The sequence below is a fragment of the Acinetobacter sp. AC1-2 genome, from assembly GCF_016124155.1.
Lineage (GTDB): Bacteria > Pseudomonadota > Gammaproteobacteria > Pseudomonadales > Moraxellaceae > Acinetobacter > Acinetobacter calcoaceticus.
The window spans coordinates 1,813,704-1,835,828 of the sequence record NZ_JABFFO010000001.1 but is presented as its reverse complement, the minus strand read 5'-3'; the positions used below and the strand labels follow the sequence as shown (position 1 = coordinate 1,835,828).

The window sequence follows — 22,125 nt, the reverse complement described above, 5'->3', positions numbered from 1 at the left end:
TTAAAAGGTACTTTCATGTCATTGCAACGCGGCATTTATCAGCATTATAAAGGTAATCTCTATCAAGTTTTTTCTGTGGCAAAACACAGTGAGACTGAAGAGGAACTAGTCGTTTATCAGTGTCTTTATGGTGACTATTCAACTTGGGTACGTCCACTAGATATGTTTACTGAAACGGTTCCAGTGGCTGATGGAAGTATCGTACCGCGGTTTAAGTTAATTCAAAGCACTTAACTTAAATGGCTGTCATATAAAATAACGAGTTTAAAGGGTGAATAGATGCCAAATACTTTTTTCTTACAAAGAGTTGCAGATTTATATGACACCTTTAAACGGCATGATGCCCAGCAGGCAGATCGCTTGCTGCGTTATCGCAATATTGAGGCTGAGTCTGCAAAACTATTGTCGCAATTTATTCGTATGCAGCAAGCCAAGGCTATTTTAGAAATCGGTACGTCAACGGGTTACTCAACTTTATGGCTAGCTGAAGCCGCTCAGGCAACTGGTGGGCAGGTGACTACAGTTGAAATTGATGCAAAGCGAAGTGCTGAGGCGAAACGCCATGTTGCTGAATTAGAGCTTAGTGAAATCGTTCAATTTTGGGTAGGCGATGCAGCTGATTATTTAAAAGAAACGCAGGAAACGTTTGATTTTATTTTGTTAGATGCTGAGCGCAATGCTTACGAGAATTATTGGCCAGATTTAAAACGTCTGATCAAGCCAAAAGGTGGCGTACTCATTATTGATAACGTCATTTCACATGCGGCTGAAGTAAAATCATTTCTGGAACTGATTAAACATGATCAAAACTTTATGAGCAGTATTTTGCCGGTAGGCGCTGGTTTATGTATGGTGGTTCTGAAGTAGGTTCACTTTCTTTAGATATTCTTGCCGATAAGCTTGCGGACTACAGCCCTGTACTTTATTAAATGCGCGGGTGAAATTGGCAGGATTGGAATACCCCAGCTCATAGGCAATATGGGTAATGGTAAAGGCAGAATTCTCTAATAAATCAATGGCACGCTCAGTGCTGATCTGTTGCTTTAAAGCTTGAAACTCAACACCTTGTTGCTGCAAATAGCGTTGTAGGGTTTTGGTAGAAATGTTTAAGACTTTGGCACATTCCATTAGGGTTGGTACTTGATTGGCTTGCCGTAACATCATGCTGACCCATTCCACAATTTCACCTTGATGATAGATCTTTTGGATTTGTTCCTGACAGCGTTGCTCAACTATTTTTAAACTATGCGCATCAGCTAAAGGCAAGGGCAGAGCCAATTGTTGCTGATCAATTACCACGCGTATACCTGAAAGCCACGTATAGTTAAAGTGGAAATTGGCTTTCACTAAGGATACGTAACGTTCTTGATAGCTCGGCTCTGGAACACTCAAATACACTTGGTAGCGTTGTAATTGTTGACCTGCCAACTCTAACAGGCTGTAGTAAAACGCCACGGCAATCGCTTCAATATGAAAGGCCAAACACTGCTTATTCATCTGCAAAATTGGTTCGAATAATAGTTCAACCTTTTGCTGATTGGTCGGAAACTGAATACTGAGCTTAAAACTCGGCATAATCAGTCTAAAATATTGGGCAATCAGCCTCAGTGCATGTTCCAAATTAGGACTGGTCATTAGCGCATAGCCCACTAGACTATGTGAGCTGAGTTTTATATTTTTACCGAGTTCAAAGGCTAGGTCTTGGGTATTGGGCAGACTCAAACCAATCTCAATGAATTGTTCAATTTGTTGAATCGATAATAATTCTGTTTTTGCCAGTTCTTGCTGCAATGCCACCAACAACTCATTATCGTATTGATGCGTGCCGATTAAAATTTCAATCAGCCGTAAATAATAACGTGATGGAATAACAGGGATCTGTTGCTTCTGCACAAGAAAAGCTCAGTAAAGTCTTAAAATGATAATAGCAAGTCTTAAAATGATAATATAGAGAAGCTATGAAGGAACACAATCAATTCAAGCAAAGCATTTTGTGTTTGATTGGAGTTTCTAATGAATATGCATACTCAACTGGATGTCGAGCAAGCGACAACAACATTTAAGGACAAAAAACGTCATTTATGGCTATTGGGTTTGGCTGTACCGACCATTGCCATGGGAGGCCTAGCGGGCTATCAATTTGGTCCTAAAAAAACTAAAAAGTTCTTTGCTTCATTTGGGCCATTATTTCTTCATGGTGTTATTCCAGCATTGGATAAATTGATTGGTGAAGACACAGAAAATCCGCCATTAGACGCAATCGCGGATTTAGAAGCGGATCCGTATTATGCTCGCATTGTTAAACTTTTTATTCCTTTGCAATATGCGACTAATATCTATGGGGCATATTTAGCCAGTCGTAAAAATACATCTCTTGCTGATCAGGTTTTACTGGGAACTTTGGTGGGAATGGTCAATGGGATTGCCATTAATACTGCCCATGAACTTAGCCACAAGAATGGACAGCTTGAACATTATTTATCGCATTTAGCTCTAGCGCCATCGGGTTATAACCATTTCCGAATTGAACATCCTTATGGACACCACCGTCGCGTTGCGACACCTGAAGACCCAGCATCTTCACAATTTGGTGAAACCTTCTGGAAGTTTTTGCCGCGTACCGTAATTGGTAGCTTTAAATCGGCAATCGAAATTGAAAAGAATCGTTTAGAACGTAAGAAATTGCCTTTCTTCTGTAAGGAAAATGAGCTGATTCATGGTTGGGCGATGTCTGCTGTGTACCATGCAGCCATGTTTGCGAAATTTGGTGCGCGTTCTATCCCATTTCAAGTTACTCAAGCCGCTTATGCAGTAACTTTGTTTGAATCGGTGAATTATATTGAACATTATGGTTTAAAGCGTGCAAAGAAAGAAAATGGCCAATATGAACGTACTTTGCCAGAGCACAGCTGGAACAATAATAATGTGGTGACCAATTTGTTCTTGTATCAATTACAACGCCATTCAGATCATCATGCCAATCCAACTCGCAGCTTTCAGACCTTACGTCACTTTGAAGATGCGCCGCAATTACCAGCAGGTTATGGTGCAATGATTCTGCCTGCATTTATTCCATCTTGGTGGTCAAAAATTATGGATGATCGCGTTGTCGAGCACTATAAGGGCGACCTCAGTAAAATCAATATGCATGTTGATGTGAAGGAAAAAATGCTAAAGAAATATATAGAGAAAAATCACGCGGCTTAAATAGTCGAAAGATATAAAACAGATCAGCCCCAGCGGGCTGATTTTTTATGATTAAGCAGAAATACGGAGTCTGTTAAAATGCAGATCAAACTCAAGATATTTGTGAACAAATGCAGTTTTATCATTGGTACGTAACAAATTATTGTAGATAAACTCTGGAACTGGATGGTAGAGCTCACCTGAGCCATTGCTATAGAAAATTTTTAAATAGCGTGAAGAAACATCATATTTCCAAGAGGTTACAACAACAGATTTTTCCATATAACTACTCCTACTTTTGTTTGATCTTTTAGTACATATATAAAAACTCTTTTGTTTCATCATTTGACAGTACTCTAAGTTAAGCAGACTGACAATTCATAAATGAATGTTGCTATAAATTTATAAGTATAAGAATTGTAAAAAATTAGCTATAAAATTTTGGTGTGGAGTAGGGCTTAGATTTATAAAAATAACCAATAAAAAACCACCCTAAAAAGGGTGGTCTCAGACGTATTGGTCTAATCTAAAAAATTAGATTTTACCAACTAGGTCGATAGATGGAGCAAGAGTTGCTTCGCCTTCTTTCCATTTAGCTGGGCAAACTTCACCTGGGTGAGAGTGTACGTATTGAGCAGCTTTTACTTTACGAAGAAGTTCAGACGCATCACGGCCAATACCGCCAGCGTTAAGTTCAACGATTTGGATTTTACCTTCTGGATCGATAACGAAAGTACCGCGGTCAGCTAAGCCTTCAGATTCGATAAGAACGTCGAAGTTTTTAGAAAGAGTCCAAGTTGGGTCACCAACTAATGGATATTGAATTTTTTTGATTTCTTCAGAAGTGTCGTGCCAAGCTTTGTGCGTGAAGTGTGTATCAGTAGATACAGCATAAATTTCAACACCAAGTTTTTGGAATTCAGCGTAGTTGTCTGCTAAGTCACCAAGTTCAGTTGGACAAACGAAAGTGAAGTCAGCTGGATAGAAGAATACAACAGACCACTTACCTTTAAGGTTAGTTTCGTTAACTTCAACAAATTGGCCGTTGTGGTAAGCAGTTGCTTGGAATGGTTTAACTTCAGTATTAATCAAGCTCATCATTGTCTCCATGATTGAGGTTTATATTTAAACTTGTTTACGAGATGTAGAATAAATAAAAATTCTTTATTGGGGAAATAGTATTTTTACATGACTAAAATCGGAAAATTGAATAAGTGATAAATTTGCGATTTTTAAGTCCCCAAACACTGTACTCGATTTGACTGCAAAAACATGTAAATCAAATGACAGTTATAGTAAAAGAAACTTGCCTAACAACATGAAGTCTCGTTAGTGAGAATTCAAGGGTAAAATGTAAAAAAATTAAAAATATATCAAAAACCAATTGTTTTACCTTATGCACATTAAAGCGTAAAATAGCGGATTGTTGTATTTTCAGGAAAGTTTGTTTGTGCAGAATGGTTTAAATATAGATCAGTGGGTGATGGCAAGAGATCGTCACCGTTTAAATCGTTTACGTAAAGATAAAAAAGCCAATACAGCAGAGATTGAAAAATTATTTGAACAATCTAATGCCAAAGTAAGACAGCGCTTTGCACGTTTACCTGAAATTAAACTAAATCAGGAACTACCGGTTTCTCAATATGCTGACCGCCTAATTGATGCAATTCAAAAGCATCAGGTCATTATTGTGGCAGGTGAAACAGGTTCCGGTAAAACCACTCAGCTTCCCCAAATTGCAATGTTAGCAGGTCGTGGCTTAACAGGTATGATTGGTCATACACAGCCACGCCGTTTAGCTGCCCGTAGTGTGTCGCAGCGTATTGCAGAAGAAGTCGGCGAAAAGCTTGGCGAGTCGATTGGTTTTAAAATCCGATTTAATGAACAAGGTTCGCAAGATTCGATTGTTCGGTTAATGACCGACGGTATTTTACTTGCCGAGTTAGGCAATGATCGTTTCTTGTCTAAATATGACACGATCATTATTGATGAGGCGCATGAACGCTCACTCAATATCGACTTTATTATGGGCTATTTAAAGCAGTTACTGCCAAAACGCCCAGACCTTAAAGTTATCGTGACTTCTGCAACTTTAGATGTAAATCGTTTTAGTAATTACTTTAATGACGCACCAATTTTTGAAGTTGAAGGGCGTAGTTATCCTGTCGAAGTGCTTTATCGTCCAATTTCAGAGATGAATATTGGCGGAAGTGACGACGATGAGTTTGATGATTTTGAAGAAAATCTACCACGTGCAGTGGTACAAGCGGTTGAAGAATGTTTTGCCGATGCCGAAGCAAAAGGTCATCCTGAACATGCCGATATTCTGATTTTCTCAAGCACAGAGCAAGAAATTCGTGAATTACAGGAAACCTTGCAAAAGTACGGGCCAAGACATACCGAAATTTTACCTCTATATGCGCGTTTAGCTGTTTCTGAACAACAAAAGATTTTCAGTCCAGGCGGTAAAGGTCGTCGTATTATTATTGCGACCAACGTAGCCGAAACAGCGCTTACTGTTCCAAATATTCGTTATGTGATTGATAGCGGTTTTGCCCGTATTTCTCGTTATAACTATCGATCACGGGTTCAACGCTTACCGATTGAAGCTATTTCCCAAGCCGCTGCCAATCAGCGTAAAGGGCGTTGCGGTCGTATTGCTGCTGGTGTTTGTATTCGTTTATACAGCGAAGAAGATTTTTTAAGCCGTCCAGAATTTACTGAGCCGGAAATTAAACGAACTAACTTAGCTTCCGTTATTTTGCAAATGCAAAGTTTGGGCTTAGGTGAGTTAGAAAACTTCGATTTTATTGAACCGCCAGATTTCCGACTTGTGAATGATGGTCGAAAGCTCTTGATTGAGTTAGGGGCAATGAATGAGAAGAAAAATGAGCTGACCAAAGTCGGGCAAATGATGGCACGTATGCCGATTGACCCACGTTTAGCGCGTATGATTATTGGTGGTGCACATTTTGGTGTACTCAAAGAAATCTTGATTGTGGTGAGTGCTTTAGCGGTTCAAGATCCTCGTGAACGCCCAGCAGACAAACAAATGCAGGCTGACCAAAAGCATGCATTGTTCAAAGAAGCAGATTCAGATTTTCTGTTTTATTTGAAACTTTGGGATACTTTAAATCCTAAAGGTGAAGCAAGTATGTCTGAAAATAAACGACGTCAGTTTGCTAATGAGAATTTTTTAAGTTGGTTGCGTTTACGTGAGTGGAAACAAACGTATCAGCAATTAGTTGAATTAGCAGAAGGTTTAAAACTCAGCTTTAATGAAAAAAATGCAAATTATGAAAATTTGCATCGTGCGTTGCTGACTGGGTTACTTTCTTTCATTGCCAATAAAACAGATGAACGCAACACCTTTATGGCGGTGCGTCAGCAAAAGGCAAAAGTTTTTCCAGCAAGTACTTTGCACAAAACCAATACCTCTTGGGTGATGGCTTTTGAGATGGTCGAAACGTCGCAGGTATATTTACGTACTTTAGCCAAAATTGATCCTGAGTGGATTTTGCTCGCTGCACGTGACTTGTTGAAATATCACTATTTTGAACCGCATTGGTCTAAGAAAACGGGGATCGTAAATGCCTACGCGCAAATTTCCTTGTTTGGTTTAATTATTGAACCAAAACGTTTGATTAATTTTGAGAAAGTAGATCAACCTGCTGCACATGAAATTTTCTTACGCGATGGATTAACTACAGGTAATTTGGGTACGGTTCCACCATTTTTAAAACACAACTTACTTAAGCTTGAAGAAGTAGAGCGAGTTGAAGATAAATTGCGTCGTCGTGATTTAGTGGTTGATGAAGAAACAATTTATCAGTTTTATGCCTCTAAAATTCCCGAAGAAATTGCAAGCCGTCGTAGTTTTGAAGACTGGCGAGCGACGGTAGAAGCAAATAATCCACGTTATTTATTTGTTGAGGATGATGCGCTTTGGCTCAATGATCGACCAACTACGCAGCAATTTCCAGATCATCTGCATAATGGGCAGCTACGTTTAGCGACGACATATCATTTTGACCCAAGCCATGACGAAGATGGTGCAACTGTTCAGATTCCTGTTCAGGCACTACCTCAGGTTGATGAAAATATTTGGTCATGGGGAATTCCGGGTTGGCGCCAAGACTTAATTGAGGCTTTACTCAAAGCGTTACCTAAGGACAAGCGTCGTAATGTGGTGCCTATTCCTGATACAGCTCGTAAGCTCATGCAGGGTATTGATGCAGTGCATCTACGTGAACATATTTTTAGTTATTTAGCTTTTGCCTTACGTGGCGAGCAAATTACAGACAAAGATTTCTCGTTTGAGCGAATTGATCCATATTTGGTGCCGTTCATTAAAGTTATTGATGAAAAAGGTAAATTGATTGCGAAAGGTCGTGATCTGCCAGAGCTAAAAGCACGTTGTCGTGTGGAAACTCATCGTCCAGTAAAACAGCAAAAAGGTGAGTTTAAAAACTTCCCTGACAACTTTACTTTTGAGGCTTCACACAAGGTCACAGGTGTTGTTGTGAAACAATATCAGGCTTTAGTGCCGACCAAAGCTTTTGCTGAAACTGATGCTAAAGATGATTCTGGTATTGTCATCCAGACTTTTAATGATCAGGCTGAAGCCATTAAACAGCATCGTGAAGGTATTATCCGTCTGGTACACATGCAACTTGGTGACTTGGTTCGTCAGTTGAAAAAGCAGATTTCAAAACCGCTTGCTTTAGCTTACTCACCTTTGGGTGATAAAGCTAAACTTGAGCAGATGTTGGTTTATGCAACCTTGCAAATGGCAATTACGACTCTGCCAATTAATGCAGATGAATTTAATAAACTGCTCGAACAGGTCAAAAAGCAATTTTTGAGTTATGGTCAGCAGGCTCTTGAGCAATTGAGCGAGATTTATATTCAATGGCAGCAAATTCGCCGTCAGCTTTTGGTGCTTGATCCAGAGATATTTGGGCGAAGTATTGATGATATTGAAGATCAGTTAGATTTAATGTCACTTGGCAATTTTGTTTATTGCCAGCCTGTCGATCTTTGGCAGGAATACCCGCGTTATTTGAAAGCGCTGCTATTGCGTTTAGACCGATTGCCCAATAATCTACAGCGAGATCATGCAGCAATTGACGATGTCGATCCATGGATGGACAAGGTGTTTAAATTAAAAAATGATCCTAAAATCAAAGAATTGTATTTGATGTTGGAAGAGTTTCGCATTTCTTTATTTTCTCAACCGATGAAAACCAAGATGCCTATTTCACCAACTCGACTGCAAAAGTTATGGGATCGTTTGGGAATCAGTTAAAATAGATATGGGTCTGTTTATGTTGTTTTTAGCGAACAACGCAATTTATAAATGAAAGATTAACAGACCCTTTTCATTTTTTTAGGAGTTTTACATGGGCATTCGTATTACAGGTACTGGGCTATTTCATCCAACAGAAACCATTTCTAATGAAGAACTGGCCGTCAGTTTAAATGCTTATGTGGAACAATATAATCAAGACAATGCAGAGCAAATTGCATCTGGCGAGCTTGAAGAATTACGTGGTTCAAGTGCTGAATTTATTGAAAAAGCTTCTGGTGTTAAAAGTCGTTACGTTATTGAGAAATCAGGAATTCTTGATCCATCACGTTTGCGTCCTCGTTTGTCTGAACGTTCAAATGATGAGTTATCACTTCAAGCTGAGTGGGGCGTTATCGCTGCGAAACAGGCAATGGAAAATGCAGGCGTGACTGCTGAAGATATTGATGTCGTAATTTTGGCATGTTCAAACATGCAGCGTGCTTATCCGGCAGTTGCGATTGAAATTCAATCTGCACTTGGTATTCAAGGTTATGCGTATGACATGAATGTTGCGTGTTCTGCTGCTACTTTTGGTTTGAAACAAGCGGCAGATGCAATTCGTTCAGGTGCTCGCCGTGTTTTATTGGTGAATGTTGAGATTACCTCTGGTCACCTTGACTACCGTAACCGTGATTGTCACTTCATTTTTGGGGATGTTGCAACTGCTTCTATTATTGAAGAGACTACGACTAAAACTGGTTTTGAAATCTTAGATATTCATCTATTTACTCAATTTTCAAACAACATTCGTAATAACTTCGGTTTCTTAAACCGTAGCGAAGATGCAGTGGTTGACGACAAATTATTCCGTCAAGATGGCCGCAAAGTATTTAAAGATGTTTGTCCATTGGTAGCAAAAATCATTAATGCACAGTTAGAAAAAATGCAGTTAACTGCAAACGATATTAAACGTTTCTGGTTACACCAAGCTAATGCCAACATGAATGAACTAATCTTGAAATATGTTGCTGGTAAAGAGGCAGATTTAAGCCGCGCACCAATTATTTTAGATGAATTTGCCAATACCTCTTCAGCAGGTGTGATTATTGCTTTGCACCGTACAGGGCATGAAGTGAATGATGGCGAGTATGGCGTGATTTCATCATTCGGTGCAGGCTATTCAGTAGGTTCGATTGTTGTACAAAAGCACGTTGCTTAAGTTACAAGATTAATTAAAAACGCTCGTAAGGGCGTTTTTTTATGGCTCAAAAATAATAAAGCGGACTAAAATTAGCCCGCTTAAATTAAATCAAAAGTTATTAAAACTTTTTAGTGTAATTGACAAACAGGCGGTCTTCACCAAAATCATTGCCATGTTTTACGTTGTAATCAATGCGAATGTATTGCAGGGCAACGCCCTTTAAGTACGGCTGTTGAAACGCATAGTTTAAAATCACGTTCGACTCGGTTTCATGGTTTTTCTCACCATTGGCTGCTTTAAAATCATGGCCATACACATATTTCACCATCGCATTTAAACCCGGCATATAATCTTTAAAGTCGTAGCCATACATGACATGGTAAGACTTCTCGTCTTCTTTAAAGAAACCGGTGGCATTCCAGTTAATGAAATACGTTTCTGGTAAGAAACCATCTGGTAGGGGGTAAGCTGACTCACCCGTAATTTGTTGGTATCCCAAACCAAAGGTATGGTTTTTTACTTTGAGCGTTTCTAGTACTCCAATGTTTTGTGCATCGATATCAAAAGTGTTGCCATCATCTTTTGCATTGAAGTATTTAAACTTAGAAGTAAGAGCGAAATTAGATTGTTTCCAATTATGCTCAAGCCCAACATAGTGTTTGTTATAGAGGTCTTCTAAATTACCAAAGTAGTACTCACCCTTGAGTGACGGCGTAAATTGGTAGCGTAGATCTATGTAATTTAAACCATCAGATTCTTTAGTAACTCCATTTGCCGTAAAAGAAAACTTTTTAAAGTCCTCTTCATTTCGTGGCGATACTTTTTCAACTCGACCAATTTCGGCATACAGCTGATCCGAAAGTTGCGACTTTAAATTGGTTCCCCAATAAGAAGCGAGCAATTGTCGGCTGGCATCGACAGCGGTTACAGGCAGGTCTAGCCAAAGCTCACCCATACTCAAAAGCGTTTTGTCATAACCTAATTTTAATGTCGCCCCGTATTTTAAAAAGTCTGATGCTTGTGACTGAGTTTCCTTGTTAAAAGGTAAAACTGTGTCTGCGACATGTTTGTCCGAACTTAGGCGCACGGCGTATTGAACGGAAGCATCTGCACCAATCGTAATAGGTTTGTCTGCAATTTGCAGCGGAGTGTCATGCATTTTCGATTTATAAAATAACGATGCTGCCTGAGACCAACTGCCGGTATCTTTGAGCGCATCATTATCAAAATTACGGTTGATGTAGGCATTCTTTAAAGTGAATTTCCATTCATCTTCAGCTTGCTGATTTGGATTTGCAGCGAATGAATTGCCACACATCAATACTAAGGTTGAAAAGGTTAAAGCATGTGGCTTAAAGCGATGTAATAATTCCATAATCCATTTCCGTGATAAATGCGCCAGTCCTAGGCGCATGTATGTTTACTGCTGGGTAAGCGTGTTTTGAGTGTTAAATGTTGATGGCGTTTGTGCAGCAACAGAGGCTTTAAGATTGACCATAAATATTGCAAGTGCAGCAATCACACCCGGAATTGCAATCGCTAAGAAATTCATTTGGTGAGGAAGCTCAAGTGTGAGTAGGGCTCCAGTTAAAACTGGGCCGATAATCGCTCCGATACGGCCAATTCCAGATGCCCAGCCCATGCCAGTTGAGCGAAGTGCTGTCGGATAGAACTGTGCAACGAAGGTGTAGAGTAAGATTTGCGAACCAATTGTGGCAGCACCAGCAATAGCAATCAGGCTATATAAAATAAATTGTGGACTATTAATCCCAAGCAGAATTAAAGCTGCTGATCCCACAATAAACATAATGGTAATAACAGGTTTTAAATGGAATCTATCTGCCAAAGCACCGCCACCAATTGCACCGACCATGCCGCCAATATTGAGTGCAAACAGGAACAACATGCTTGCACCTAGCGAATAGCCCGCTTGCAGCATAAGTTTAGGTAACCAGCTTCCTAAGGCATACACCATGAGTAAGCACATAAAGAAAGCAATCCAGAACATAAATGTGCTGAAGGTACGGCCTTGTTGGAAAAGCGCACGGACAGGTGCTTCAGTTGTTGTGCTTTCGTTTAATACCAGTTCTGTATTGGCGTTTACCTGAGTTTGAGGTGCAATTTTGCTGACAATACTTTTAGCCTGTTCACTCTGATTAGATTTCACTAAAAAGGTGAGAGACTCAGGCAGAAATTTCCAGATCAGTGGGAGTAATAGCAGTGGAATACCTGCAAGTAAAAACATGATTTGCCAGCCCATATCCTTAACCAGCCATGCACCGAGTAGGGCAGATGTCATGCCACCAATTGCGTAACCACTAAACATGATTGCGACCAATGTACTACGAATTTTTTTAGGCGCATATTCGGTCATGAGTGCGACCACGTTTGGCATAACGCCACCAATACCAAGGCCAGCAATAAAGCGCAAAATTGCAAACTCAGTTGGTCCTTTGGCAAAAGCACCGATGAAGGTAAATCCGCTAAATAAAGTCACACAAATCAGGATGGTTTTTTTACGCCCGAGCTTGTCCGAAAGTGTGCCGAAAATCATGGCACCAAACATCATGCCAAATAGAGCCGCACTTGCCAGCAAACCTGCTTCTACCGCAGTTAATGACCATTGTTGCATTAATAAAGGGAGTGCTACTCCATAAATGACTAAATCATATCCATCAAAAATAATAATAAGTAAGCACCAGATTAAAACTTTCCAATGAAAAGAAGTAAAACTGGCCTTATCAATTAGCTCATTAATATTAACCTTGCTCGTATCCATTTTCTTCACCTCCAATTTGTGAAGTATCGCGTTATTTTTTAATAAACTATTTTGTTATTGAGTTAGAGTCAAAAACCTAATTGATATATCTTTATGTCTTTAAGGTATTGTGTTTTTATTGGTTTAATTATTTGAAAAATATGTGTTTATTTTTATTTGTCGAGCTGACTGTGTTATGTCTTTAAAATAGTGGTAAATATTATATGGTGAGAATTTCAATGTTTTTATTGGTGTTTTATTCTTGATTTTCTTGCTAAGAATCACTGATAAAAATAGAGCTAAATTTATATTATTAATTGGAGTGAAAATATTAAGATGGGAGATTAAAGTCTATTATTTAATTATTTTAGAGATTCATCATTAAAAATGAAATTTAATTTATATTAAATAAAAATCGCCAAATCAGGGTTAGCAAATTATTTGCATCCTGACTTGGCGATTAAGGCTTTATTTTGGTTGGAGTGTTTAGATAAAAAACTTAATTTGTGGCTGGAGTTGATCGTGGTGTGAGAATGAAATGGGCGATTACACCAATACAAATACCCCAAAAAACTGAACTTAATCCAAGAAAATGCATGCCTGATGCTGTTGCTAAAAAGGTAATAAGTGCAGCATCACGTTGACTATCATTTCTCATGGCGACAGAAATATTGGTGGCAATTGCTCCAAGCAAGGCTAAACCTGCCAGTGCTGCAACCAACTCTTTAGGAAGTAAGCTAAATAGCATGACAATACTGCCAGCAAATAAGCCTCCTAAAATATAAAAAATTCCATTAGCGATACCCGCGATATAGCGTTTTTCTTTAAGTTCATGAGCGTCTTTGCCCATACATAAGGCCGCGGTAATTGAGGCAAGCACAATGGTAATACCACCTACGCAAGCAACAACTAAAGAGGCAATACTGGTAACGCTAATAATCGGTTTGGCTGGCGTGTCGTAACCGCTGAGTTTCATAATCGCCATACCCGGTAAAAATTGGCCGGTTAGACTGACTAAAATGAGAGGAACGGCAAGGTTAAGAGTTGAGTTCCATGTCCACTCTGGGCTAATCCACTGAGGGATAGCTAAACTAAAACTCACATCAACAGGATTCATTTTGCCTAAAATGAGGCTTAATAAAACTCCGGCAGCTAATACCCAAATCATGGTATAGCGCGGCATTAAACGCTTGGCAATTAAAAAGACAATGAGCATGCTAAAGACAATAAAAGGCATGCTATCAGATGCGGTAAATAGGCCAATACCAAATTGAAAAAGAATACCTGCCATCATGCCCGCAGCGACGTCTTGCGGAATCCACTTGAGTAATTTGTCGAAGTAACCTGTAACGCCAATTAAAAAAATAACAACGGCAGAAGTAATATAGGCGGCTACTGCTTCATTCAATGAGATATGTGGAAATAGCGTCACTAACAGGGCAGTACCTGGTGCAGACCATGCGGTAATGACAGGAGTTTTATATTTAATCGAAAGATAAATACCTGAAACAGCAGCACCAATTGAAATTCCCCAAATCCATGAAACCATCATATCGGTGGACACATGGGCACGCTGAGCAGCTTGAAAGAAAATAATCAGTGGGCCTGAGTAAGAAATTAAAACCGCAAGAAAGCCAGCAACTGTTGCTGATATGGACCAGTCATTTTTTAATGTCTTTAACAGGGTTGCCATGTGTGATTGCCTCCATGCAAATCATGTTATTTACCCAATCATATAAAAAGATCAGGGTTAACCCTGATCTCCGCCTCCGACCGAAATAACCGATCCAGTCATATACGATGCTTCGTCTGATGCAAGAAATAAAATTGCATTCACTTGTTCTTGAATTGTGCCATAACGGCCCATAAATGTTCGATCTATTGTTTGATCAACCACTTGCTGTATCCAGTCTTTTTCATTTTGACCTAATGGGTTGGCGTTACGCGGTACTTTGCGAGGCGGTGCTTCTGTTCCACCCGTCGCAACGGCATTGACTCGGATCCCGTCTTTAGCATGTTCAAAAGCAAGAGATGTTGTTAAAGCATTTACACCACCTTTAGATGCCGAGTAGGGAATACGATTAATGCCACGGGTTGCAATTGAGGATACATTTACAATAACACCCGATTGTTGCTTAATCATGGCGGGCAACGCAGCTCGGCAGCACCATAACGTTGGAAACAATGAGCGATTCACTTCCTTAATGATCTCTTCTTCGGAAAACTCTTCAAAAGGTTTCATCCAGATCGCGCCACCTACATTATTAATCAGGATATCTACCCGACCATAGTGTTCAATGGCTTTTGCAACAACCGCTTGCGCGCCTGCATAGGTTTCAAGGTCGGCATTAATTGTGACAGCATCGCCACCTGCATTCTGAATTTCTTTGAGAACTTCTTCAACATATTCAGAGCGGTCAGCCATGACGACTTGTCCGCCTTCAGTTGCGACTTGCAGGGCCACGCCACGACCAATGCCTTGGGCACTACCCGTAACAATCACAACTTTATCAGTAAATCTTTGACGGTTTGACATAGATAACTTCTCCACCTTAAGTTAGTTTGCAGAGAATTTTTCAAACAAGAAATTAGCAGGTTTGATATTTTCAGCTTCTAACCAGCCACGAACAGCTTCTACCATTGGCACTGGTCCACATAGATAAACATCGACATCGCCAGCGTTCAACCATTCACTTTCAATATGACCAGTGACATAGCCTTTGCGTTCATGGTTACTCTCAGGGCTTGCAACTACAGTTCGATATTCAAACCATGGGAATTTCGCCTGCAATTCATTGAGTTTTTCTAGAGCCACCAAATCAAAATCATTGGTGACACCAAAGACTAAACGAACAGGCTGTTCTGAACCTTTTTCTTCAAGCACTTGTAACATCGACATAAATGGGGCAATCCCAGTACCGCCTGCGAGCATCAGCACTGGACGCGCTACATTACGTAAATAGAAGCTACCGAATGGACCGGTAAATGTCATTTTGTCGCCAGCTTGGGCATTTTTGCTCAAGAATTCACTCATTTTGCCATTCGGTACGTTACGGACCACAAAACCAGTTAAACGGTTACCTGGTTTTGAGCTAAATGAATATGAACGTGTTTCGCCAGTTTCTGGAATTGCAACATTCACATACTGACCTGCAAGGAAATGAATATCCGGTTGACCTTCATCAAGTTGAATATCAAACGTGATGGTTGAGTCTGATAAGTTTTCAACGCGGGCTAATGTGCCTTGGAAGCTATGAATTTCTGTTTTACAGACATCTGAGGATGCTTGAATCTGGAATACTGCGTCTGAAGTTGGGCGGCATTGGCAAGCAAGAATATAGCCTTGCTCGGCTTCTTCTGGTGTTAATGCATCTTCAATATAGGTTTCTTCTGGCATGTCATAATGACCTGACTCGCAAAATGCGCGGCAAGTTCCACATGCACCATCACGGCAATCCAAAGGAATATTAATTTTTTGGCGATAGGCTGCGTCAGATAAGGTTTCGCCTTGAGCTACGTTAATGAAACGTGTAACACCATCTTCAAATTGAAGTGCAACATTGTGGTTTGACATGGCATGTATCCTACAAAATATTTGAAACTTTTACCCTCAGCCAACAGTCCGTTTAACTGAGGGGGTATGTCTTAAAGGTGGTAAATATCAATCACTTGATTAATGTAGTCATTTTTCAAAACGACATATTTGCTCAAGATTTTTGGTTGATCACCTGAAAAATCGATCACATAACGTGACATACCGAAATAGCTGTAATTTGTCTTGTAACGGAAACTCAATGTATTCCAGTTAAAGCGAACAGTAACTTTGTCGCCGTCGCGCTCTACGACTTCAACGTTGGCAATATTGTGGCTTGTGCGTGTGTCTGGCATGGTTGCAGATGAGCGCTCGGTTTTAATACGGAACACACGATCTTCTAAACCTTGACGGTCTGGATAATAAATAAGTGAAATTTCAGATTGCGGATCTTCAGTTAATCTATCGTCGTCGTCCCAAGCTGGCATCCAGAAAGAAGCTTCGGGTGCATAGCATTCAATCCAATCTTCCCATTGTTCATCATCTAAAAAGCGAGCTTCACGATAGAGAAATTGAGCAATATTTTCTAAAGTTGCTTTGTCTTGAGTGCTCATGCTGTTTCTCCCTGATCAGCAATTTCTTTCTCTGATGCAATCGCGTGTTTCATGGTGTGTAACCAATATTGATGTTGGGCAAGATAAAGACCTTCATCTTCAGTTTTAATCCCACTTAACATTGGTTTTAAACCGATTTCGTTCGCTGCATCGTCTGGTCCATAAATCCAGTGTTTTGAACCGCGGCACATGTCATTCCACTCAAGTGCAATACCTGCGTAGCCTGCCTGACAAGCACGGAATTCTTCTAAATCGTCTGGTGTTGCCATGCCTGATGCATTAAAGAAATCTTCATATTGACGGATACGACGTGCACGAGCTTCAGGTGCTTCGCCTTTAGGCGCGATACAGTAAATGGTAACTTCGGTTCTATTGACAGAAAGTGGGCGAAGTACACGAATTTGCGAACCGAATTGATCCATCAAATACACATTTGGATAGAGGCACAAATTACGTGAGCGCTCAATCATCCATTTCGACATTGCTTCACCGTATTTTTCGGTGTATTCGTCTGCTTTCGGGAAGTTTGGACGGTCTTCTGGGTTTGCCCATTGTGTCCAAAGCAACATGTGGCCATTTTCAAAGCCATACGAGCCACCGCCTTGTTTACCCCAAGAACCTGCACTCATCGCACGGATGTTATCGGCAGCTTGTGTTTCTTTACGGTGTTGAGTCGTTGCTGCGTAGTTCCAGTGAACAGCAGAAACATGGTAACCATCCGCACCATTTTCAGCGGTGAGTTTCCAGTTGCCTTCATAGGTATAGGTAGATGAACCACGTAAAACTTCTAAACCATGTTCAGACTGATCAACAATCATGTCGATGATTTTGGTGGTTTCACCCAAGAATTCTTCAAGTGAAGGAACATCTGGATTTAAGCTGCCAAACAAGAAGCCTTTATAGTTCTCGAAGCGAGCTACTTTTTTAAGGTCGTGTGAGCCGTCTTGGTTAAAGCAGTCCGAGTAACCAGCTTCACTTGGATCTTTAACTTTTAGAAGTTTGCCTGAGTTGTTAAACGTCCAACCATGGAAAGGGCAGGTATATGTTGCTTTGTTACCACGCTTGTGACGGCAAAGTTGTGCTCCGCGGTGTGAACACGCATTGATCATGGCATTCAATTCGCCGTTACGGTTACGTGCAATAATGACGGGCTGACGACCAATGTGAGTGGTGTAGTAGTCATTATTATTTGGAATTTGGCTTTCGTGTGCTAAGTAAACCCAATTACCTTCGAAGATGTATTTCATTTCAAGGTCAAATAGGGCTTCGTCAGTAAACACTGAGCGATGAAGTTTAAATTCACCTGTATCGATATTATCGACAAGTAATTCATCAATACGGTCAAGATGGCTAGTATTGATTACAGGAATACGTGGCATGTCCGTTCTCCGACTTTCCAAAAGTGTGGAAGTCACCAAGGCCTTAGCTAAGATCTAAAAGGTCTTGATATCCTAATATTGTCAATGAAGCGCATGAGCGCGCTGGGTGTTTAACCGTGAATTGATGAAGATGAATCACTTAAATATTGGCAAGAAGGCTTTTCACAAAGCAATTCATCACTTCATCGGTTTGTTGCTTGTATATACCTTAAAAGAATGGTTAAACTGTGTCTAAGACTGAATTTGCATTTTTTTATATCTTAAAGGTATGGAAGCCTTATGGAACTAAGACATTTACGGTATTTTGTGGCTGTTGTTGAAGAGCAGAGCTTTACAAAAGCAGCGGAAAAACTATTTATTGCTCAACCACCTTTGAGCCGGCAGATCCAAAATCTGGAAAGTGAGCTTGGAATTCAACTGTTTGAGCGAGGGAGCCGGCCTTTACAAACAACGCCAGCCGGACATTTCTTTTATCAACATGCTCTTAAACTTTTGTCGAATGCTGAAGAAATAAAAAGTATGACCAAGCGGATTGGTCTGATCGAAAGAAGCGTGACGATTGGTTTTGTTGGGTCTTTACTCTATGGTTTACTGCCTCGAATTATCTATTTATTTCGGCAACAGCAACCTCATTTGAATATTCAACTGATGGAGTTAAGCACAACTGAGCAACTACAGGCATTAAAAGAAGGCCGTATTGATGTTGGATTTGGACGTCTAAGAATTAGTGATCCTGCGGTGAGACGAATTCTGCTGCGTAAAGAACGCTTGGTGGTTGCTGCTCATACGAGTCATCCCATCGCTCAACGTACGGAAGGGGTATATCTGGCCGATCTCATTGATGAAAAGATGTTTATGTATCCCACTTCGCCGAAACCTAATTTTTCGACTCAGCTTTTAAATATTTTTGCCGAGCATAGTTTGGTGCCAAAAAATATGCATGAGATAAGGGAAATTCAGTTGGCTTTGGGCTTGGTTGCAGCGGGAGAAGGCTTATGTATTATTCCTGCCAGTGCCGATACCATTCGTTTTCCGCACTTAAATTACATTCCAATTCTCGACAATGGGGCAGTCAGTCCGATTTTTATTACTGCACGCGCAATGGACAGAAGTGAGGACTTACAACTCTTATTTGATTGTATTTATCAGGTCTACGATTTAGAAGGGATACCTTATCAACGCACTGTTTTTACACTCGATCAAAACCCGATCGATGATTCAAACGGTATCGACTTTTAAATAAAGCAGGCATAGCCTCAAAAGCTGAAGCTATGCGTTGATGTAAATTCTTACTGCACTTGAGCTGGAAAACCATCTTCGTCCAGCGCTTCGGTAATTTTATCGACGCTTTCACTGGTTTCTACAGTTACGATTTTTGTCGCTAAATCTACGTCTACTTTTGCATTTGGGTCGACATCTTGAATCGTTGCTGTTACACCACGCGCGCAACCGCCACAAGTCATATTTTCAATAAGTAGTTTCATGTTCATACTCCATCAAGAATGAGATGTTTGTTTGGATAACACTGAGTCTAAACCTTGTCATGATTGTAAGGTCAAGACCAATTTTTTAAAAAAATATGCTTGACCTTCCCATGATGGGAATCTGTATGCTCAATAAAGAATATTAAATTTTGCAGATTTGCAGAGGTGTTTGATGGACTCAAAAAACACAAAATTGCCAGCATATAGTGAAACACTACCAATCGAAGGTATGACTTGTGCCTCGTGTGTAGGTCGTGTCGAAAAAGCACTTAAGAAAGTTGAAAATGTAGAAATTGCTAACGTTAATTTGGCAACAGAAAAAGCTGTTGTTTATTCAAATCAACCGATTCAGCGTGAAGCACTGGTTAAAGCAGTTGAACGAGCGGGTTATGATGTTCCCAAAGCTGCACCAGTGGAGCTGTCTATTGAGGGTATGACCTGTGCATCTTGTGTTGCACGAGTTGAAAAAGCCCTTAAAAAAGTAAACGGCGTTCAAGAAGCGACAGTTAACTTAGCCACAGAGCAGGCTTGGGTTCAGGCAGATAATTCAGTCAATGTTGAAGATCTGATTCGCGCTGTTAAAAAAGCAGGTTACGACGCAAAAGCCTCTGAAAAAAATCAAGATGAGCAGCTCGATAAAAAAGCTTCAGAGTTAGATCAGCTTAAAAAAGATTTGATCATCTCGATTGTTTTGGCCTTACCTGTGTTTATTTTGGAAATGGGTTCACATCTAATTCCAGCTTTTCACATGTGGGTCATGCACACGATTGGTCAATACAATAGCTGGCTTTTACAGTTTGTTTTGACAACACTGGTCTTGGTTTTTCCCGGTCGCCGTTTTTACCAAAAAGGTATTCCAGCCCTATGGCGTTTAGCACCAGATATGAACTCGCTGGTGGCTGTTGGAACCTTGGCCGCCTATAGTTTTTCTGTTGTAGCAACCTTTATGCCGCATGTATTACCCCAAGGCACGGTCAATGTTTACTTTGAAGCGGCTGCCGTGATTGTCAGCTTAATTTTGCTCGGACGATATTTCGAAGCAAAAGCTAAAGGACGTACTTCACAAGCTATTCAGCATTTAGTGGGAATGCAGCCTAAAACAGCCCGTATTCAGCGTGACGGTCAAATGGTTGAAGTTGCCGTTGCCGAAGTGGTCAGTGGAACTATTGTAGAAATTCGTCCGGGTGAGCGTGTGCCTGTCGATGGTGAAGTAGTTGAAGGGCACAGCTACATTGATGAATCTATGATTACGGGTGAACCCGTTCCTGTTGAAAAAATAGTAGGGCATCAAGTGGTCGGTGGTACGGTCAACCAGAACGGTACTCTAAACATTCGGGCAACCGCAGTGGGTAGCTCGTCTGTGCTTTCACAAATTATTCGCATGGTTGAGCAAGCCCAAGGCTCTAAACTTCCGATTCAGGGTTTGGTCGATAAAGTCACGATGTGGTTTGTGCCAGCGGTGATGCTCATTGCTGCAATTACTTTCTTGGTCTGGTTTATTTTTGGGCCAGAGCCTGCGCTGACTTTTGGTTTGGTTAATGCCGTTGCAGTACTGATTATTGCTTGTCCTTGTGCGATGGGGCTTGCAACACCAACTTCTATTATGGTCGGTACTGGACGTGGTGCTGAGTTAGGGATTCTGTTCCGTAAAGGCGAAGCTTTGCAGCTTTTGCAAGAAGCGCAAGTTGTTGCAGTCGATAAAACGGGAACACTCACCGAAGGTAAACCGACACTGACTGACTTTAATGTGCAATCTGGCTTTGAACGTAAACAAGTGCTGACTTTAGTTGCCTCAGTCGAAGCCAAGTCTGAACATCCAATTGCTCTTGCGATTGTTCAAGCAGCAGAGAATGAGGGAATAACTTTATTACCAGTAACAGCATTCAACTCGATTACAGGTTCAGGTATTGAAGCTGAAGTTTCAGGCCAAAAAGTACAAATTGGCGCAGACCGTTATATGCACCAACTTGGTTTAGACACTGGCGCATTCCAAGCAATTGCTGCACAGTTGGGTGAAGAGGGTAAAACGCCGCTTTATGTTGCCATTGATCAACAACTTGCTGCGATTATTGCCGTTGCAGACCCAATTAAAGAAACAACCTATGCTGCCATTGAGGCCTTACATCAATTAGGTCTCAAGGTTGCCATGATTACAGGGGACAACCGTCATACAGCGCAAGCGATTGCGAAAAAACTTAATATTGATGAAGTTGTGGCGGAGGTCTTACCTGAAGGTAAAGTGGACACCGTTCGCCAGCTGCAAAAGCAGTATGGTCGTTTGGCTTTTGTAGGTGATGGCATTAACGATGCACCAGCCTTGGCGCAAGCAGATGTCGGCTTAGCCATTGGTACAGGAACAGATGTTGCTATTGAAGCTGCTGATGTTGTGCTTATGTCAGGTAGTTTAAAAGGTGTGCCGAACGCAATTGCGTTAAGTAAAGCGACCATGCGAAACATACGCCAAAACTTGTTCTGGGCATTTGTATATAACGTTGCACTTATTCCAATTGCGGCAGGCGCATTATATCCAGCATTTGGCGTGCTACTTTCACCTATGTTTGCAGCAGGAGCGATGGCACTTTCTTCAGTTTTTGTTTTAGGAAATGCATTACGCTTAAAACGTTTTCATGCGCCAGTACAGTGAGCGTGCTGAAACTCATCTTTTGGTTTAAGATCATAAC

At 40.7% G+C, this 22,125-nt stretch carries 18 protein-coding genes and 1 pseudogene; 8 read left to right on the top strand and 11 right to left on the bottom strand.

All coding sequences use genetic code 11. From position 1 onward, the window contains the following. Positions 1 to 15: 15 nt before the first annotated feature. Both HL290_RS08600 and HL290_RS08595 read left to right on the top strand, forming a co-directional pair. Positions 16 to 234, top strand: coding sequence for a DUF1653 domain-containing protein (locus HL290_RS08600; protein ID WP_198496198.1), 219 nt, complete (start codon positions 16 to 18; stop codon positions 232 to 234). Positions 235 to 279: 45 nt separating this feature from the next. Then, complete coding sequence (locus HL290_RS08595; RefSeq protein ID WP_198496197.1) at positions 280 to 867, top strand: O-methyltransferase; 588 nt, start codon at positions 280 to 282, stop codon at positions 865 to 867. Here HL290_RS08595 and HL290_RS08590 read toward each other — a convergent pair. Then, complete coding sequence (locus HL290_RS08590) at positions 844 to 1,893, bottom strand: helix-turn-helix domain-containing protein (RefSeq protein ID WP_198496196.1); 1,050 nt, start codon at positions 1,891 to 1,893, stop codon at positions 844 to 846. The genes HL290_RS08595 and HL290_RS08590 overlap by 24 nt on opposite strands. A gap of 120 nt (positions 1,894 to 2,013) precedes the next feature. Between HL290_RS08590 and HL290_RS08585 the strand changes: the two genes are divergently transcribed. After that, the gene (locus HL290_RS08585; RefSeq protein ID WP_198496195.1) at positions 2,014 to 3,207 is read left to right on the top strand and encodes an alkane 1-monooxygenase; all 1,194 of its coding nucleotides are present in this window, start codon (positions 2,014 to 2,016) and stop codon (positions 3,205 to 3,207) included. Between the two features lie 51 nt (positions 3,208 to 3,258). Here the strand turns inward: HL290_RS08585 and HL290_RS08580 are convergent, their stop codons facing one another. Beyond that, positions 3,259 to 3,468, bottom strand: coding sequence for a KTSC domain-containing protein (locus HL290_RS08580; RefSeq protein ID WP_004793625.1), 210 nt, complete (start codon positions 3,466 to 3,468; stop codon positions 3,259 to 3,261). Between the two features lie 252 nt (positions 3,469 to 3,720). Beyond that, positions 3,721 to 4,284, bottom strand: coding sequence for an alkyl hydroperoxide reductase subunit C (gene ahpC / locus HL290_RS08575; protein ID WP_016138759.1), 564 nt, complete (start codon positions 4,282 to 4,284; stop codon positions 3,721 to 3,723). A 352-nt stretch (positions 4,285 to 4,636) separates the two neighbouring features. Here ahpC and hrpA point away from each other — a divergent pair, with 352 nt between their 5' ends. After that, a complete protein-coding gene (hrpA, locus tag HL290_RS08570; RefSeq protein ID WP_198496194.1) occupies positions 4,637 to 8,494 on the top strand; it encodes an ATP-dependent RNA helicase HrpA in 3,858 nt (1,285 codons plus the stop codon). Positions 8,495 to 8,588: 94 nt separating this feature from the next. Beyond that, positions 8,589 to 9,695: a beta-ketoacyl-ACP synthase III gene (locus HL290_RS08565; protein ID WP_198496193.1), complete on the top strand. Its 1,107-nt coding sequence runs from the start codon at positions 8,589 to 8,591 to the stop codon at positions 9,693 to 9,695. Between the two features lie 100 nt (positions 9,696 to 9,795). Here the strand turns inward: HL290_RS08565 and HL290_RS08560 are convergent, their stop codons facing one another. From HL290_RS08560 to benA, 7 genes and pseudogenes are all read right to left on the bottom strand, one after another. Continuing rightward, positions 9,796 to 11,052, bottom strand: coding sequence for an OprD family outer membrane porin (locus HL290_RS08560; protein WP_198496192.1), 1,257 nt, complete (start codon positions 11,050 to 11,052; stop codon positions 9,796 to 9,798). A 45-nt stretch (positions 11,053 to 11,097) separates the two neighbouring features. Further along, on the bottom strand, positions 11,098 to 12,456 hold the full coding sequence (locus HL290_RS08555) for an aromatic acid/H+ symport family MFS transporter (RefSeq protein ID WP_198496191.1): 1,359 nt from the start codon (positions 12,454 to 12,456) through the stop codon (positions 11,098 to 11,100). Between the two features lie 478 nt (positions 12,457 to 12,934). After that, positions 12,935 to 14,128 carry a benzoate/H(+) symporter BenE gene (benE, locus tag HL290_RS08550; protein ID WP_198496190.1) on the bottom strand — a complete coding sequence of 398 codons (1,194 nt, stop codon included), beginning with the start codon at positions 14,126 to 14,128 and terminating at the stop codon, positions 12,935 to 12,937. Between the two features lie 57 nt (positions 14,129 to 14,185). Continuing rightward, on the bottom strand, positions 14,186 to 14,971 hold the full coding sequence (locus HL290_RS08545; RefSeq protein WP_198496189.1) for a 1,6-dihydroxycyclohexa-2,4-diene-1-carboxylate dehydrogenase: 786 nt from the start codon (positions 14,969 to 14,971) through the stop codon (positions 14,186 to 14,188). 21 nt (positions 14,972 to 14,992) lie between these two features. Beyond that, positions 14,993 to 16,009 (bottom strand): benzoate 1,2-dioxygenase electron transfer component BenC, encoded by a 1,017-nt coding sequence (benC, locus tag HL290_RS08540; RefSeq protein WP_198496188.1) that lies wholly within the window; start codon positions 16,007 to 16,009, stop codon positions 14,993 to 14,995. Between the two features lie 52 nt (positions 16,010 to 16,061). Then, positions 16,062 to 16,581: pseudogene (gene benB, locus HL290_RS08535) on the bottom strand (benzoate 1,2-dioxygenase small subunit). Next, complete coding sequence (benA, locus tag HL290_RS08530) at positions 16,578 to 17,960, bottom strand: benzoate 1,2-dioxygenase large subunit (RefSeq protein ID WP_080026602.1); 1,383 nt, start codon at positions 17,958 to 17,960, stop codon at positions 16,578 to 16,580. The pseudogene benB and the gene benA overlap by 4 nt, the downstream one beginning before the upstream one ends. 106 nt (positions 17,961 to 18,066) lie before the next feature. On the opposite strand from benA, the gene HL290_RS08525 reads away from it, so the two are divergent. Both HL290_RS08525 and HL290_RS08520 read left to right on the top strand, forming a co-directional pair. Continuing rightward, positions 18,067 to 18,195, top strand: a complete 129-nt coding sequence (locus HL290_RS08525) for a hypothetical protein (RefSeq protein WP_080026603.1) — start codon at positions 18,067 to 18,069, stop codon at positions 18,193 to 18,195. Positions 18,196 to 18,239: 44 nt separating this feature from the next. Continuing rightward, complete coding sequence (locus HL290_RS08520) at positions 18,240 to 19,199, top strand: LysR family transcriptional regulator (protein ID WP_003652630.1); 960 nt, start codon at positions 18,240 to 18,242, stop codon at positions 19,197 to 19,199. A 50-nt stretch (positions 19,200 to 19,249) separates the two neighbouring features. Here the strand turns inward: HL290_RS08520 and HL290_RS08515 are convergent, their stop codons facing one another. Continuing rightward, positions 19,250 to 19,450: a heavy-metal-associated domain-containing protein gene (locus tag HL290_RS08515; protein ID WP_080026604.1), complete on the bottom strand. Its 201-nt coding sequence runs from the start codon at positions 19,448 to 19,450 to the stop codon at positions 19,250 to 19,252. Positions 19,451 to 19,616: 166 nt separating this feature from the next. Here HL290_RS08515 and HL290_RS08510 point away from each other — a divergent pair, with 166 nt between their 5' ends. Continuing rightward, complete coding sequence (locus HL290_RS08510) at positions 19,617 to 22,088, top strand: heavy metal translocating P-type ATPase (protein ID WP_198496187.1); 2,472 nt, start codon at positions 19,617 to 19,619, stop codon at positions 22,086 to 22,088. Positions 22,089 to 22,125 lie beyond the last annotated feature (37 nt).

Excerpts from the sequence above, each read along its gene's own strand:
- HL290_RS08600 (WP_198496198.1), top strand. The coding sequence starts at position 16 with ATGTCATTGCAACGCGGCATTTATCAGCATTATAAAGGTAATCTCTAT.
- HL290_RS08595 (WP_198496197.1), top strand. The coding sequence starts at position 280 with ATGCCAAATACTTTTTTCTTACAAAGAGTTGCAGATTTATATGACACC.
- HL290_RS08585 (WP_198496195.1), top strand. The coding sequence starts at position 2,014 with ATGAATATGCATACTCAACTGGATGTCGAGCAAGCGACAACAACATTT.
- HL290_RS08580 (WP_004793625.1), bottom strand. The coding sequence starts at position 3,468 with ATGGAAAAATCTGTTGTTGTAACCTCTTGGAAATATGATGTTTCTTCA.
- ahpC (WP_016138759.1), bottom strand. The coding sequence starts at position 4,284 with ATGAGCTTGATTAATACTGAAGTTAAACCATTCCAAGCAACTGCTTAC.
- HL290_RS08565 (WP_198496193.1), top strand. The coding sequence starts at position 8,589 with ATGGGCATTCGTATTACAGGTACTGGGCTATTTCATCCAACAGAAACC.
- HL290_RS08560 (WP_198496192.1), bottom strand. The coding sequence starts at position 11,052 with ATGGAATTATTACATCGCTTTAAGCCACATGCTTTAACCTTTTCAACC.
- HL290_RS08555 (WP_198496191.1), bottom strand. The coding sequence starts at position 12,456 with ATGGATACGAGCAAGGTTAATATTAATGAGCTAATTGATAAGGCCAGT.
- benE (WP_198496190.1), bottom strand. The coding sequence starts at position 14,128 with ATGGCAACCCTGTTAAAGACATTAAAAAATGACTGGTCCATATCAGCA.
- HL290_RS08545 (WP_198496189.1), bottom strand. The coding sequence starts at position 14,971 with ATGTCAAACCGTCAAAGATTTACTGATAAAGTTGTGATTGTTACGGGT.
- benC (WP_198496188.1), bottom strand. The coding sequence starts at position 16,009 with ATGTCAAACCACAATGTTGCACTTCAATTTGAAGATGGTGTTACACGT.
- benA (WP_080026602.1), bottom strand. The coding sequence starts at position 17,960 with ATGCCACGTATTCCTGTAATCAATACTAGCCATCTTGACCGTATTGAT.
- HL290_RS08520 (WP_003652630.1), top strand. The coding sequence starts at position 18,240 with ATGGAACTAAGACATTTACGGTATTTTGTGGCTGTTGTTGAAGAGCAG.
- HL290_RS08515 (WP_080026604.1), bottom strand. The coding sequence starts at position 19,450 with ATGAACATGAAACTACTTATTGAAAATATGACTTGTGGCGGTTGCGCG.
- HL290_RS08510 (WP_198496187.1), top strand. The coding sequence starts at position 19,617 with ATGGACTCAAAAAACACAAAATTGCCAGCATATAGTGAAACACTACCA.